This window comes from Clostridium carboxidivorans P7 (assembly GCF_001038625.1).
In the GTDB taxonomy this organism is placed as follows: domain Bacteria; phylum Bacillota; class Clostridia; order Clostridiales; family Clostridiaceae; genus Clostridium_AM; species Clostridium_AM carboxidivorans.
The window spans coordinates 1,439,490-1,453,360 of record NZ_CP011803.1 but is presented as its reverse complement, the minus strand read 5'-3'; the positions used below and the strand labels follow the sequence as shown (position 1 = coordinate 1,453,360).

General features: G+C 28.5%; 14 protein-coding genes and 2 riboswitches. Of the genes, 6 read left to right on the top strand and 8 right to left on the bottom strand.

Annotation, left to right across the window (positions count from 1 at the left end; translation table 11 throughout):
* Window positions 1–286: 286 nt before the first annotated feature.
* Entirely contained in the window at window positions 287–727 is a 441-nt protein-coding gene (locus tag Ccar_RS06280) for an Lrp/AsnC family transcriptional regulator (RefSeq protein WP_007059908.1), read from the top strand.
* Between the two features lie 11 nt (window positions 728–738).
* The gene (locus Ccar_RS06275) at window positions 739–1,347 is read left to right on the top strand and encodes a LysE family translocator (protein WP_007065151.1); all 609 of its coding nucleotides are present in this window, start codon (window positions 739–741) and stop codon (window positions 1,345–1,347) included.
* A 97-nt stretch (window positions 1,348–1,444) separates the two neighbouring features.
* On the opposite strand, the gene dapB is transcribed toward Ccar_RS06275, so the two are convergent.
* From dapB to lysA, 5 genes are read right to left on the bottom strand one after another with little or no spacing between them, the layout of a single operon-like run.
* On the bottom strand, window positions 1,445–2,197 hold the full coding sequence (dapB, locus tag Ccar_RS06270; RefSeq protein ID WP_007059910.1) for a 4-hydroxy-tetrahydrodipicolinate reductase: 753 nt from the start codon (window positions 2,195–2,197) through the stop codon (window positions 1,445–1,447).
* 1 nt (window position 2,198) lies between these two features.
* Window positions 2,199–3,089 (bottom strand): 4-hydroxy-tetrahydrodipicolinate synthase, encoded by an 891-nt coding sequence (gene dapA, locus Ccar_RS06265; protein WP_007059911.1) that lies wholly within the window; start codon window positions 3,087–3,089, stop codon window positions 2,199–2,201.
* A 21-nt stretch (window positions 3,090–3,110) separates the two neighbouring features.
* Window positions 3,111–4,103 carry an aspartate-semialdehyde dehydrogenase gene (locus tag Ccar_RS06260; protein WP_007059912.1) on the bottom strand — a complete coding sequence of 331 codons (993 nt, stop codon included), beginning with the start codon at window positions 4,101–4,103 and terminating at the stop codon, window positions 3,111–3,113.
* Window positions 4,104–4,137: 34 nt separating this feature from the next.
* On the bottom strand, window positions 4,138–5,343 hold the full coding sequence (locus Ccar_RS06255; protein WP_007065150.1) for an aspartate kinase: 1,206 nt from the start codon (window positions 5,341–5,343) through the stop codon (window positions 4,138–4,140).
* Window positions 5,344–5,360: 17 nt separating this feature from the next.
* Entirely contained in the window at window positions 5,361–6,662 is a 1,302-nt protein-coding gene (lysA, locus tag Ccar_RS06250) for a diaminopimelate decarboxylase (RefSeq protein ID WP_007065149.1), read from the bottom strand.
* 136 nt (window positions 6,663–6,798) lie between these two features.
* Window positions 6,799–6,971: riboswitch (Lysine riboswitch) on the bottom strand.
* A 95-nt stretch (window positions 6,972–7,066) separates the two neighbouring features.
* Window positions 7,067–7,225: riboswitch (Lysine riboswitch) on the bottom strand.
* Window positions 7,226–7,713: 488 nt separating this feature from the next.
* Between lysA and trhA the strand changes: the two genes are divergently transcribed.
* Entirely contained in the window at window positions 7,714–8,367 is a 654-nt protein-coding gene (trhA, locus tag Ccar_RS06245) for a PAQR family membrane homeostasis protein TrhA (RefSeq protein WP_007059917.1), read from the top strand.
* Between the two features lie 56 nt (window positions 8,368–8,423).
* Here trhA and Ccar_RS06240 read toward each other — a convergent pair whose 3' ends face one another.
* The 3 genes from Ccar_RS06240 to Ccar_RS06230 form a co-directional block, all read right to left on the bottom strand.
* Window positions 8,424–9,545: a glycosyltransferase gene (locus Ccar_RS06240; RefSeq protein ID WP_007059918.1), complete on the bottom strand. Its 1,122-nt coding sequence runs from the start codon at window positions 9,543–9,545 to the stop codon at window positions 8,424–8,426.
* Between the two features lie 202 nt (window positions 9,546–9,747).
* A complete protein-coding gene (locus Ccar_RS06235) occupies window positions 9,748–10,365 on the bottom strand; it encodes a HutD/Ves family protein (protein WP_007059919.1) in 618 nt (205 codons plus the stop codon).
* A gap of 120 nt (window positions 10,366–10,485) precedes the next feature.
* Complete coding sequence (locus Ccar_RS06230; protein ID WP_007059920.1) at window positions 10,486–11,862, bottom strand: aminotransferase-like domain-containing protein; 1,377 nt, start codon at window positions 11,860–11,862, stop codon at window positions 10,486–10,488.
* A gap of 203 nt (window positions 11,863–12,065) precedes the next feature.
* Here Ccar_RS06230 and Ccar_RS06225 point away from each other — a divergent pair, with 203 nt between their 5' ends.
* The 3 genes from Ccar_RS06225 to Ccar_RS06215 are packed head-to-tail and all read left to right on the top strand — an operon-like array spanning window position 12,066 to window position 13,871.
* Entirely contained in the window at window positions 12,066–12,605 is a 540-nt protein-coding gene (locus Ccar_RS06225; RefSeq protein ID WP_007059921.1) for a nitroreductase family protein, read from the top strand.
* Window positions 12,606–12,633: 28 nt separating this feature from the next.
* Window positions 12,634–12,921 (top strand): YciI family protein, encoded by a 288-nt coding sequence (locus Ccar_RS06220; protein ID WP_007059922.1) that lies wholly within the window; start codon window positions 12,634–12,636, stop codon window positions 12,919–12,921.
* 17 nt (window positions 12,922–12,938) lie between these two features.
* The gene (locus Ccar_RS06215) at window positions 12,939–13,871 is read left to right on the top strand and encodes a GNAT family N-acetyltransferase (protein WP_007059923.1); all 933 of its coding nucleotides are present in this window, start codon (window positions 12,939–12,941) and stop codon (window positions 13,869–13,871) included.

The window sequence follows — 13,871 nt, the reverse complement described above, 5'->3', positions numbered from 1 at the left end:
TAAATTATTCATACAATTCAATTGTATGTGATACCCTAAATTTTTATAATATCAACTATTTAAAATTAACATTATTTTAAATAGTTAATATTATAAATAATCTTTTTCAATATTAAAATATGCACTTTTATTTTTTAAGTTTACTTTTAATATTTGTTTTCAAACTTTAATTATTTAAAATTTAAAAACAAATTCCTTAATATTTTAATGTATTTTGAAAAATCATTTACTTAATTTAACGTTATATGTAAAATTACATTAATGTAGTAAAAAAGGAGGTTCATTTATGGATATCATAGATTTGAAAATCATTGATGCTTTGAAGGAAAATAGTAGGTCAACTTCTTCAGAAATAAGTAGAAAAGTAAACCTTTCTATTCCTGCAGTAGCTGAAAGAATAAGAAAGCTTGAGGATGGAAATATAATCGAAAAATACACTATAAAAATCAATAGAGAAAAAATTAATTATAAACTCTTAGCCTTCATTTTCGTAAACATTGACAAAACAGAAAACATAGAAAATTTCAGAAAGTCTATAGTTCAATATAATTCTGTACTGGAATGCCATCATGTTGCTGGTGAATATGATTATGTTTTGAAAGTATTAGTAGAAGATACAAAGTCTCTAGAATATTTTTTATCAAATACCCTGAAGAAAATTAAAGGTGTACTTAAATCAAATACAATAATTGTACTTTCTTCCTTAAAAGAAAACATAAATATTTAAGAGGTGCTAAAATGATTTTTAAAGGTTTTAAATTTGGTATGTTGTTGCAATTTGCCATAGGTCCTGTCTGCATCTTTATATTCCAAATGGCATCATCAAAAGGTTTTTACACTGCAGAAACAGGTGTATTAGGTGCTGTTTTAATTGATGGATTATTCATTTTTGCTGCTACTATTGGTATATCTTCTATAATTGAAAGGAAAAATATAAAATTCATTTTAAAGATATTTGGTGCTGTAGTTTTATTTATTTTTGGACTTAGCACAATTCTAAACCAGTTTAATATAGACTTTTTACCAAGCTTAAGCATACAAAATACTAGTAATACAAATAATGCATTTTTCCATTCACTTATAATTACTGCTTCAAATCCACTTACTATAATCTTTTGGTCTGGTGTATTTTTATCCAAAATTACAGAAGAAAATATGAAAAAAACAGATATTTACCTATTTGGTTTTGGAGCACTGTTATCTACAATGTTTTTTTTAACTTTAATTTCTTTAGCAGGAAACTTTGCAAATAGCTTTCTACCTATGGAGATAATACAAACTTTAAATATAATTGTTGGTTTTTTATTGATATGCTTTAGTATTAAAATGTTTTTAAAAAAGACATAAAAAAATGAGATTGCCGCATTAAGAAATTTATATGCAATATGTTGCAATATTCATTCTTAGTACGACATCCTCATTTTTTAAATATACGTGATTTAATTTAGCTTAATAAATCATCCATATTATATAATCCTTTATCTTGATTAACAAGATATTTAGCAGCTTTCACTGCTCCTTGAGCAAATATATTTTTTGACATTGCAGTATGTTTTATTTCTATTATTTCATCCATGCCTGCAAATATAACAGTATGTTCACCTGCTATAGTGCCTCCACGAACTGCATGTATACCAATTTCATTTTTTTCTCTTTTTCTTATTCCTTCTCTGCCATATATGAACTCTTTTGAGTTATTTAATTCATTGTTTATTGCATTAGCTATCATATAGGCAGTTCCACTAGGTGCATCAACCTTCTTATTATGATGTTTTTCTATAATTTCTATATCAAAGCTTTCACTTAAAACAGCTGCTGCTTTTTTTACCAAACTAGTTAACACATTAATTCCAAGCGAAGTATTTCCTGATTGAAATACAGCTATTTTTTCAGAAGCTTTTTTAATATTATCCATATTTTCAGAAGAAAGCCCTGTTGTTGCTATTACTATTGGAGTTTTTGTTTCAATTCCATAATTCAGCAAGCCTTCTAACCCAGCTGGATTAGAAAAATCAATGATGACATCTGCATTTCCTTTATAATCAGATATTTCACTGTAAACCTCATAATTATTTTTACATCTATCTACATTTTTATCTATGCCTGCAGCTATTTCAGCATCTTCCATTGCTTCTATAGTCTTAGTCAAAACTTGTCCCATAGCTCCATTGCATCCACTTATTATTACCTTTAACATCTTATTTCTCCTTTACTTCTATACCGTATTCTTCCATGTTGTCTATTAATACCTTCTTATTTTTATCTTCCATAGTAGTTAAAGGCATTCTCAATTTTCCAACGTTCATTCCCATAACATTCATAGCAGTCTTAACAGGAATAGGATTTGTTTCTATAAATAATGCATGTATAACTCCATTCATTTTAAGCTGCAGCTTTCTTGCTTCTTTAACATTGCCATTTAAATATTCCATAACCATGTTGTGAGTATCCTCTGGTAATATGTTAGCAACTACTGAAATTACACCTTTGCCTCCAAGAGATAATATAGGAACTACCATGTCATCATTTCCACTATAGATAGAAAAATCTTCTCCGCACAATCTAGCAATATCAGCTGCCAAAACTATATCACCACTAGCTTCTTTTATAGCTACTATATTTTCAACCTTTGATAGCTCATATACTGTTTCTGCCTTTAAACTCATTCCAGTTCTTCCTGGAACATTATATAAAATAGCTGGAACTTTTATACTACCCACTATAGCTTTAAAATGTTCTATAACACCTTTTTGAGTACTTTTATTATAGTAAGGAGTTACAAGCAATACTCCATCTACTCCCACTTTTTCTGCATATTTGCTTAATTCTATAGAATAAGCTGTGTTATTACTTCCTGTACCTGCTATAACTGGTATTCTCTTATTTACCCTCTTAACTGCAAATTCTATGGTTTCTTTTCTTTCTGCATCTGTCATAGTTGCAGCTTCTCCAGTAGTTCCACATATAATTATTGCATCTGTTTTATTTTCTATTTGCCAATCTATTAATTCACCTAATTTTTCATAGTCTATACCACTTTCTGTATATGGGGTAACTATAGCTACTCCTGATCCTTCAAATAAACACATAAATAACCCTCCTAAAATAAATTAAAGATTTTTAACTAATACTTCTGCTATTTGAACTGTATTTGTAGCTGCGCCTTTTCTTATATTATCAGCTACAACCCATAAATTAAGCCCATTTTCTATGCTAAAGTCTCTTCTTATTCTTCCAACATAAACTTCATCAGTTCCTTCAGCATTTATTGGCATTGGATAAACCGTATTTTTAACATCATCTTGTAAAATTATTCCGTCAGCATTTCCTAAAATTTCAAATACCTTATCTAGTTCAAAAGGTTTTTCAAATTCCAAATTTATAGAAACACTGTGTCCATATCTTACTGGAACTCTAACTGTAGTTGCTGTTATCTTTAAATCATAATCATTTAATATCTTTTTAGTTTCTTCTATCATTTTAATTTCTTCTTTTGTGTATCCATTCTCCATAAATACATCTATATGAGGAAGACAATTGTAAGCTATTTGATAAGGATATTTATTAGGTGCTTCTCCCTTTATACCATTTTCTAAATCCTTTATTCCACCAACTCCCGATCCAGAAACTGCCTGATAAGTAGAATAAATTATTCTCTTTATTTTAAATGCATCATGCAATACTTTAAGTGGTACTACACATTGGATAGTAGAACAATTAGGATTTGCAATAATTCCTGTATTCCAATTTACATCTTCTGGATTTACTTCTGGTACTACTAAAGGAATATCCTTATCCATTCTCCAAGCACTGCTGTTATCTACTACTGTTACCCCATTTTCTTTTGCTATAGGAGCAAACTTTTTACTAATATCTCCACCAGCAGAAAATAATGCTATATCTATATCTCTTTTAAATGAATCTTCATTTAGTTCTTCTACTATATATTCTTTACCTCTAAATTCCATTTTGCTTCCAGCAGATTTTTTTGATGCAAAAAGGTATAAATTATCAATAGGGAAATTTCTTTCATCTAATACTTTTAAAAATGTTCTTCCAACCATTCCTGTTGCTCCAACGATAGCAATATTCGCATTTCTCATTTCAATCACCTCATATATATTTTTTAGTTAATAATTATAAGTTTAATTTTTGTGCTAAAACTGTTACTGCTTTTTGTTTATCTTTTGAATCTAAAGTATAAGATATACTTATTTCTGAAGTAGTTACTTGCTTAAATTCAATATCATTTTCTGCAAATATGGTGAATATAGAAGCTGCAACTCCAGACTGCTTCATCATACCTATTCCAACTACAGATAATTTTGTAATATCTGATTCCTTAGAAACTTTAATACCTTGTATTTCAGCCTTTAATTCTTTTTCAACCTCATTGATTGTACTTACATCTTCCTTTGATGCAGTAAAGGAAACATTTATATATCCATTAAATGGTGCTGTTTGACTTATCATATCAATATTCACATGATGTTTAGCCAATTTGTCAAATATTATCGATATATTTTTAGAATTATATGGTACATTGTTCACTGTAACCATAAGAACATCATCACTAATTGAAAGGCCTGTTATTACTTTTTCTTCCATTGTTTCATCATACTCCTTTATATAAGTTCCTTTTTGATTTCCATGCGTTGATGCTACATAAATAGGAATTTTATATTTACATCCTATTTCCACTGCTCTTGTTTCCATGACACCAGCTCCTAAGCTTGCCATTTCCATCATTTCTTCATAGCTTATATAATCCAACTTCTTTGCATTAGGCCAAACCCTTGGATCAACACCATATATTCCATCTACATCTGTGTATATTTCGCAGGTACAATTAAGCTTTGCAGCTAATGCTACAGCAGTGGTATCTGAGCCACCTCTTCCTAAAGTTGTTATATCTCCATTTTCATTCATGCCCTGAAATCCAGCAACTACTACTATTTTTCCATCCTTTAAATGATTCTCTACATTTTGAATCTCTATATCAAATATTCTATTTTTAGTATGAACTCCTCCTGTTTTTATTCCAGCTTGGAATCCTGTTAATGACACTGAATCATATCCACTTTCTTGAAATACCATAGATAGTAGTGCAATTGTCACCTGCTCTCCAGTTGATATTAACATATCCATTTCTCTCTTATTAGGATTATCAGAAATTTGTTTTGCCATATCTATAAGCTTATCTGTGGTCTTACCCATAGCAGAAACCACCACTACAATGTCATTACCTTCCTTTTTTCTTTCTATTACTTTCTTTGCAACAGCCTTTATTTTATCTATAGTTCCTACGGATGTTCCGCCATATTTTTGTACTATTGTAGCCAAATTCATTACCCCCTTCATTAAAATAATATATCGTTTCTAATAATATCTTCATAAGTTTCTCTTTTTACTGCTATTTTTGCTTCACCTTCTTTAACAAATACTACTGCTGGCTTAGGTATTCTATTATAATTGCTAGACATGCTGTAATTATAAGCTCCAGTAGTTAGAACTGCCATAATATCTCCTCTTTCAACTTCTGGGAGTTCAATTTCTTTTATTATTATGTCTCCAGATTCACAACACTTTCCTGCAATAGTATATATTTCACTATTTTCGGAATTAACTTTATTTGCAACTACAGCCTCATATTTTGCATCATATAATGCTGTTCTTGGATTATCTGCCATACCTCCATCTATAAAAATATACTGTTTACCACCATAAGTTTTTTTAGTACCTCCTACATTGTAGAGAGTAGTACCTGCATTGGCAATTATTGATCTACCTGGTTCTATCATAACTTTTTTAATATTTAAACCTGATTTTTGTGATTCTTCTTTAAGTATTGAAAGCATGTTTTTAAGACAACTCTTTAAATTAACAGGTTTATCTCCTTCAGAATAATATACTCCAAAACCTCCTCCTAGATTTAACTCTTCAGTACTAAATCCGCATTGATTTTTTATTTTTTCTAAGAACTTAATCATATCTGATACTTCTGAGTAAAATGATTTTTCTTCAAAAATTTGAGATCCTATGTGACAATGAAATCCCTTAAAATTTACACTTTCACTATTTTGAAATCTGTTTATAATTTTACACATATCTTCATCAAATATAGATTCTCCAAATTTTGAATCGTTTTTTGAAGTTTGGATATATTCATGAGTATGAGCTTCTATACCTGGATTTACTCTTAATAAAACATCAACTTTTTTATTTAAGCTTTTACATAAATATTCAATTACTTCTAATTCATTTCTATTATCTACTACTATTCTTCCTATTCCTGCTTCAATAGCCATGCTTAATTCGCCTTCTGTTTTATTATTCCCGTGCATATAAATTCTACTTACAGGAAAATTTGCTTTTAAAGCTGTATAAAGTTCTCCACCAGATACCACATCTAAACTCAATCCTTCTTCACAGATAACTTTGGCAATTGCCAAATTCAAAAATGCTTTAGATGCATATATAACTTCACTTTCAATACCTTCTATTTCAAAATTATCTTTAAATTCTCTACAAGTGCTTCTAACTAAATCTTCATCTACCACATATAGAGGAGTTCCAAATTCTTTTGCTAGTTCAGTGGTATCGCATTTTCCTATTTCTAAATGTCCTTTACTATTCACATTCATAGTTCCAAATAATTTCATCTTATCTTCCTCTTTTCATTAATTTTAAATATGTAAATTTTTGCTTAATTATCAATATATTAAATTTGTGTAAAATAAAAGCAGCTGTGAGCAAAAGGTACTCTCAACTGCATGTACAATACAAAGCCTTTTGCCCCAATATGATAAGCACTTCTTTAAAAAATCGGGCAATTTCCTAAAGACAGTACTATACTTGTTCAGCATAGTCCCAGTATACAAACATTAAAGCTTGTAAACTTCGGCGGATGACCCTTTCTTGTATTTTAAATATACATTACTTATGACAACCGCAACCTCTGTACCATATTGTCTATATTAAATTTAGTGTTTTTGGGTAAATAAAAAACAGTTGTGAGCAAAAGGCACTCACAACTGCTGTGTATGACAACAAACCTTTTGCCCCAATATGACAAGCACTCCTTTAAAAAATCGGGCAATTTTTCAAAGACAGTACTATACTTATTCAGTATAATCCCAATACATAAAATTAAATTTTATGTATTTCGGCGGGTGTTCCTTTCCTGTAGTCAGTACTTATAACAACCGCGGCCTCTATGTCACATTGTTTATATATTCGTTTTTTATTTTCATCTGGTATACTTAGGAGTTTAACAAATTATATTCACTTAGTCAACTACTTTTTTTATATTTTTGTATATTTATACTTTTATTTTATTCTAAATATATGAAAATAACCTGCTATTTTCTGGGTTTACATAGATATCTTAAAAATTTAAAAAGATTAATGTTTTTATATTTTAAATTTTCAGAATATGATATCCCTCTATTTTTGCTGCGTAATTTCACGTAGTTTTAAAAACTACATATTATTATATTTATATTTATAGCATTATTAAGCATTTTTGAGAAATTTATTGATAAATAATTAATCAACGTATATTTTCATGTCTATTCTAAATTGAAATTATATATATTAGTTATATAATATATATAATGACACATAATAAAGTTATATGTTAAAGTTAATTTAAGTGACATTTGTTCACGAATTTAATAAATATTTTCAAGCTCATTATATGGAGGTAATGTTATGAATAAAATTTTTAGAGAACCTGTTAATGGTTTTACCCACGTATTTGGAGCCGTTGTATCACTGGTAGGGTTGATTTTGCTTATAGTAAAAGTTATATTTTCATCCCCATCCATAAGCGCTCTTAAACTTACAGGGGTTATAATATTTGGATTAAGCTTAATATTTTTATATACAGCAAGTTCTGTTTATCATTTAGTAAATTCTTCAGAAAAAGTAATTAAATTTTTAAGAAGGTTAGATCATTCAATGATATTTATACTTATTGCTGGAACATATACACCTATATGCTTAATCGCTTTAAGTGGTACATTAAGATGGGTTTTATTTATCACTGTATGGTCAATGGCCGTAGCTGGGATAATGTTTAAAATGATATGGTTTAATCTCCCTCGCTGGATATCCACTTCATTTTATATAGGTATGGGATGGCTTGCAATTTTTGTTATATCACCTATTTCAAAAGTTCTTTCTATAAGTGGAGTAGCATGGCTGATACTTGGTGGTATATTCTATACTGTTGGTGGCATTATATATGCTGCTAAATGGCCAAAATTGAACTTAAAGTTATTAGGATTTCATGAAATATTTCACATATTCGTATTACTTGGAAGTTTTAGTCACTATATATGCGTTTTAAAATATGTTATATAAAAAAACAAGTGTTGAATTAATTTATCTTAATTCAACACTTATTTTTTTATTAATCTTCATATGATTCCTTGTGATATTATTTGTGTATACATTCTCTCATAAATGCTGCATATGATTTTTGAACCATAAAAAGTTTCTCCAACTATTCTCGCTTTTTTAGATTTATATTCCAAACTACATCTTGTATAATATCTAAAATACTCTTTTAATTCACTTATGCTGCCAACACTAAACTTATTACCAACTGTATTATCTTTGTTTAATATTTCTCTATGACATTTAGTATCTGATAAAATTACTGGAAGCCCACAATTTAGTGCTTGTAAAACAGATACTGATAACTTTTCAGATTTAGATGAAGATATAAAAATATTTGCACACTTTAAAAATTCTCTTAAATTGTCAACCTTGCCTTTTATCACAATACCTTCACTATTATACTTTTTACACTTCTTTAAAAGTGGTCCATATCCAAGTAAAACAAGAGTTGCAAAATTTGAAATATTAGCTCTTTGAAATGCATTAATTATTGTAAGAGGATCTTCAATTTTACTCATTGATGCAATTGAAATAAAAATTCTCTTTGTAGTATCTAATCCCAGCTTTTCTCTACGTCTTGATATTTCTAATTTATCTACTGGTGAAAAATATATTTCGTCTACTCCATTTGGTATGGTATAGGCATTAACATCATAGCATTCTTTTAATTTTCTTCTTAAGCTATATGAGGATACAATAGGACAATTCATTTTAAATAGATATTTAACATATCTCTTATCTCTAATTTTTCCTATTATTTTACCCAATGCCGTAGTATATTCTTCATATGGGAAATTGCAAATTGTACTGCAATGCTTAAATTTGCTTAAATACTTTACAGCGAGTATATCAGCATCATATCCTATGGTGTGTATAATATCTGGCTGCAGCTCTTCACAAGTCACAGCCAAAATCCTTTTCCCTTTTAACCACAATTTTGTTCTTGATAAACCTAAAGAATAAATATCAATTTTTAGCCTTTCAAAATCTTCATATACACTATCTTCAGGTTCCTTTAATAAAGTAATAATTTTAGGTCTAAATTCTCTTCTATTAATGTTTCTCAATATATTATATAGTTGATTAGTTATTTCAGATGACTCAAGATTTGAGACTATATACAAAATCATTTTTGACATATTTTATAAGTCTCTCCTTCATTACCTTGCTAAATATACCTTTCCAAATCATATTTCCATAACCCTTTTAATTACTTACTTTACTATAAATCATGGTAATTTGATATTATTCACTTTTATCACACCTTATTTCATTTTTGCCTTAGTATAATTTATATTACATTTCAATAAAAACATTCCTTAAAAGACTCAATTTAATCTTTTAGTAATACACTATAGTTCTAACTATTTCACTTTTCTTTTCAGACACATTAGTAAATTTAAGTGTACCTTGTAATTCTTCATTGTTTTTTGTTACTGCCAATAAATCACCTTCACTTAAATTAAAATTCTTACCGCTACTTTCATAAACTTCTACTTGTCCACTCACACAATAAAATACTTCTGTTAACATAGAATAATCTTTACTTTGTAATTTTTCTAGCACTATTTCTTTAGCTTCTTCTGTACTAATCTCAATAGCTTCCACTTTTCCACTACAGCCTTCAGCCATCATTAAATTGAAATCTGTTACTTTTCCATAACTCTTGGTATTCCAATCTCCACTAAAGCTGTCCTGATCAAATTTTTTTAATACAGTATTATGATGATTTTCATGATTAAGAACAAGTTCACCCTTTAAAATCATTATTATCCTGGATATTCCCGGTAAATGTGTAAATGTAGATTCCTCTATTTGAACCTTTGCAGAACTCAAACGCCATTTAAAATTTCTTTCACCATATACAGCTTCCTTTGGATAAATTAAAAGCTGAGTTGTTGTTCCTCCTGACCATTCACTGGTTTTATGGTTTTCTTTTTTAATAATTTCATAAATCATTATGTTTATCCCCCTATACTGCAGACTATGCTGCAAAAAATTCATCCAATAGACACCATTTCTTATGTATAAATCTAAACAAGATTTACAGCCAATTTAGACTTTATCTCAAATTAAATTTTAAATATTAAAAACATCATTATAAAAACTTTTTTCTTCTTTTATTTTAGATATTTTATCTAAAATAATTGGAATTCCAGATTTTATATTTTCTGAATTAGCTCTTGCTATACTTATTTTTAGAATATTATCATTGAAATAATCCTTTAAATAATTTTTTTCTACATCTTCTAAATATATATTACTACTGTATCTAAGCTCTTTAATAATATTACTTACATTTACATTCTCTATTAATTCAATACAAGCAAAAAATCCAGTATCAGGCACATGACATTTTAAATAAGGCATATTTGCCTGTGCTAATTCTTTTTTTACTAAATTCATTCTTTCAGAATAAGTTTTTCTAATTTTTTTAACATGTGCTTTAAACATACCACTTTTTATATAAATTTCCAAGGCTCCTTGAGATAATACTGAAGTGCTTAAATCTGCCCACTTTTTATATTCTTTAAACACATTTGTTAAAATTTTAGGCAGTACTACTGCTGCAATTCTAAGTCCTGGTAGTAATATTTTTGAAAAACTTTTTAAATATATTACTCTTGAGGAAATATCATCATAATACATAGGATAAGAATTGCTCTTAATTTCTAAATCAGCAAGGTAATCATCTTCTATTATGTATACATCGTATTTTTCTGCCAGTTTTAAAATTTGCTTTTTTTCTTCACCAGAATAGCTTGTTCCTAATGGATTATGAAATCTTGGTATGGTATAAAAGCACTTTATATTACAATTTGCAAACCTTCTTTCAAGTTCATCTAAATTTATACCTTTAAAGCTCCTCTGAATACCAATAATACGATCACTGCTAAATTCCAATGATTTCAATGCACCATTATAAGTAGGTTGTTCTACAAGTACATTATTTTTTCCATTGGGAAAAGGCATGTTAAATAAAATATTTATTGCTTGTTGAGAACCGGAAGTTATAAAAACGTTTTCCTCCCTACAAAATATTTGATATTCCTGAAATTCCCCTCTAAGTACACTTATTAAATTTGGAAGCCCCTTGGAATCTGAATAATCAAAAAGAGTTTGTTTATATATGTCTATTGCTTTATTTAAACAGTGTTGAAATTCCTCATAAGGCAATATTCCTTTATCTGGAGCTGCTGAAGAAAAGTTTATTATATCAGTGTGCACGCTTCTATTTAATTCATCATTATTTTCCACTAAATAATATCCACTTTGTGGTATTGAATATACTACGTGTTCCTTTTCCAGTTCAGCATAAGCTCTAACTACTGTTGCTTTACTGCAATCAAATTTTTCAGATAACATTCTTACTGTAGGAAGCTTTTGTTTGTATTTCAAATTTTTGTTTTCAACTTCACTTATTATGTAATTTACAATATCATTATATTTGCTCATTTACACACCTTCCTCTGCATTTTGTACCAGTACAATCATTATTTTCATCTATTGTATTATATTTAATTATATTTTACACTTTAATTGTACCACATTATAAAAATAATAAGAGTACCTGTAGAAAATGAAACTGTATTAGAATTTTATAAAAAATATGGATTTTTTATAAAAACTATTAATTTCTTAAATAGAGAGGTGTAACAATGATTGATGAAATAAAAACGCGCAGAAGCATAAGAAAATATCTAGATAAACCTGTTGAAGATGAAAAAATTATTGAATTACTTGAAAGTGCAAGACTTGCACCTTCCGGCAGTAACACTCAACCCTGGCATTTTATTGTGGTAAAATCTGAATCCATGAGAAAAAAATTAGCTGAAGCATCCCACAATCAAAAATGGATGATGTCTGCTCCTGTTTTTATTGTATGTGCTGCAGATATAAATTGTAGAATAAAAGAAAGTACACACATGCATTTAAACGAAAATAGCACTGAGGAAGAAGTTAAACAAATAATCAGGGATACTTCTATTGCCATAGAACACATTGCACTTCAAGCTGCCAATTTGAATTTAGGTACTTGCTGGGTAGCATGGTTTACTCAAGAGGACATTAGAACAATACTAAATATACCTTCTGATAAATATGTAATTAGTATTCTTACTGTTGGGTATGCAGATGAAGAACCTAAACCCCGTCCAAGAAAAAAACTTGAAGAAATAGTGCATTATGAAAATTGGTAAAGTCAACATTAAAGGAGGTACTAAATTTATGTACATTTTACTTTTAAAATATATAAAACCTATTGAAGAAGTTGAAAAAGCATTAAATTCTCATATAAATTATTTAGAAAAATATTATTCTCTAAAAAAGTTTATATGTTCTGGAAGACAAAATCCACGAACAGGTGGAGTCATACTATGTAATGCAAAAAGTCTCAGTGAAGTAAATGAAATAATAAAAGAAGACCCTTTTTACTCACAAAAAATTGCTCATTATGAAATAGTTGAATTTTTACCTACAAAATATGATGAAAGATTTAAATATTTTATAAGTTAATGAAAGGAGTCTATTCTATGATAAAAAAGATGAATTTTGATCATATTCCTGAAATACAAAGAATAGATAAAATATGTTTTAAAGCTAGTACTCCAAGAAGCGTTGAAGGAATTAAAGCCTATATAGAAAAAAGTAATCGTGCTAGCATTGTATATGAGCTCAATAATAAAGTTGTAGGCTATAATTTCATACATACTTGGGGTAACTTTGGATGGTTTGGTAGTTTTGGAGTTGATCCTTTATATCGCGGACAAAGTATTGGTAAAGAACTGCTCAATCATACAATAAAATTTTTAAAAGAAGATGTAAAAGTTCAAAATATTGGCCTGTACACCATGCCTGAATCCAGTTATAATGTGGGATTATATATGAGTATGGGGTTTAAACCACTTAAACTTTCTTTAAACATGAAAAAACAACTTGATGATTGTTGTAATTATTCTTACTATCCTAAATATGAAATAACAAATATAGATGTTTCTAATGAATCAAATTATTTAAAATTGAAAAAAGATATAAAAGCTCTTTCCAATAAAATATCCAATGGTTTGGATTTATCTTCTCAGCTTTACTTAATAAAACATAACGATTTTGGAACTGCTTTTGTATTAAAACAAAATGATGAAATTAAAGGCTTTGCTTTGTGTCATCATAAAAGCATAAGAGAAGATACCACTGATTGTTTAGAGATAATCCTTCTTTGCATAAGTTCTGATGTTAACTATAAGGATGCTTTAGATTCTCTACTACATCACTGTATTAAATATGCAAAAAGCATAAATTACAAAAGTATATCAATAGATTGTACTACTTACAACTATGATATTTGTACTCATTTGCTTCATAACCATAAATTTAAAATAGAGCAGCCTAGACTTATTTTAATTATGGGAAATGAAAACTACATTAGTGATTTCAATGGTATTATTCTGTGCAGATGGGCTGGATAA

Excerpts from the sequence above, each read along its gene's own strand:
- Ccar_RS06280 (WP_007059908.1), top strand. The coding sequence starts at position 287 with ATGGATATCATAGATTTGAAAATCATTGATGCTTTGAAGGAAAATAGT.
- Ccar_RS06275 (WP_007065151.1), top strand. The coding sequence starts at position 739 with ATGATTTTTAAAGGTTTTAAATTTGGTATGTTGTTGCAATTTGCCATA.
- dapB (WP_007059910.1), bottom strand. The coding sequence starts at position 2,197 with ATGTTAAAGGTAATAATAAGTGGATGCAATGGAGCTATGGGACAAGTT.
- dapA (WP_007059911.1), bottom strand. The coding sequence starts at position 3,089 with ATGTGTTTATTTGAAGGATCAGGAGTAGCTATAGTTACCCCATATACA.
- Ccar_RS06260 (WP_007059912.1), bottom strand. The coding sequence starts at position 4,103 with ATGAGAAATGCGAATATTGCTATCGTTGGAGCAACAGGAATGGTTGGA.
- lysA (WP_007065149.1), bottom strand. The coding sequence starts at position 6,662 with ATGAAATTATTTGGAACTATGAATGTGAATAGTAAAGGACATTTAGAA.
- trhA (WP_007059917.1), top strand. The coding sequence starts at position 7,714 with ATGAATAAAATTTTTAGAGAACCTGTTAATGGTTTTACCCACGTATTT.
- Ccar_RS06240 (WP_007059918.1), bottom strand. The coding sequence starts at position 9,545 with ATGTCAAAAATGATTTTGTATATAGTCTCAAATCTTGAGTCATCTGAA.
- Ccar_RS06235 (WP_007059919.1), bottom strand. The coding sequence starts at position 10,365 with ATGATTTATGAAATTATTAAAAAAGAAAACCATAAAACCAGTGAATGG.
- Ccar_RS06230 (WP_007059920.1), bottom strand. The coding sequence starts at position 11,862 with ATGAGCAAATATAATGATATTGTAAATTACATAATAAGTGAAGTTGAA.
- Ccar_RS06225 (WP_007059921.1), top strand. The coding sequence starts at position 12,066 with ATGATTGATGAAATAAAAACGCGCAGAAGCATAAGAAAATATCTAGAT.
- Ccar_RS06220 (WP_007059922.1), top strand. The coding sequence starts at position 12,634 with ATGTACATTTTACTTTTAAAATATATAAAACCTATTGAAGAAGTTGAA.
- Ccar_RS06215 (WP_007059923.1), top strand. The coding sequence starts at position 12,939 with ATGATAAAAAAGATGAATTTTGATCATATTCCTGAAATACAAAGAATA.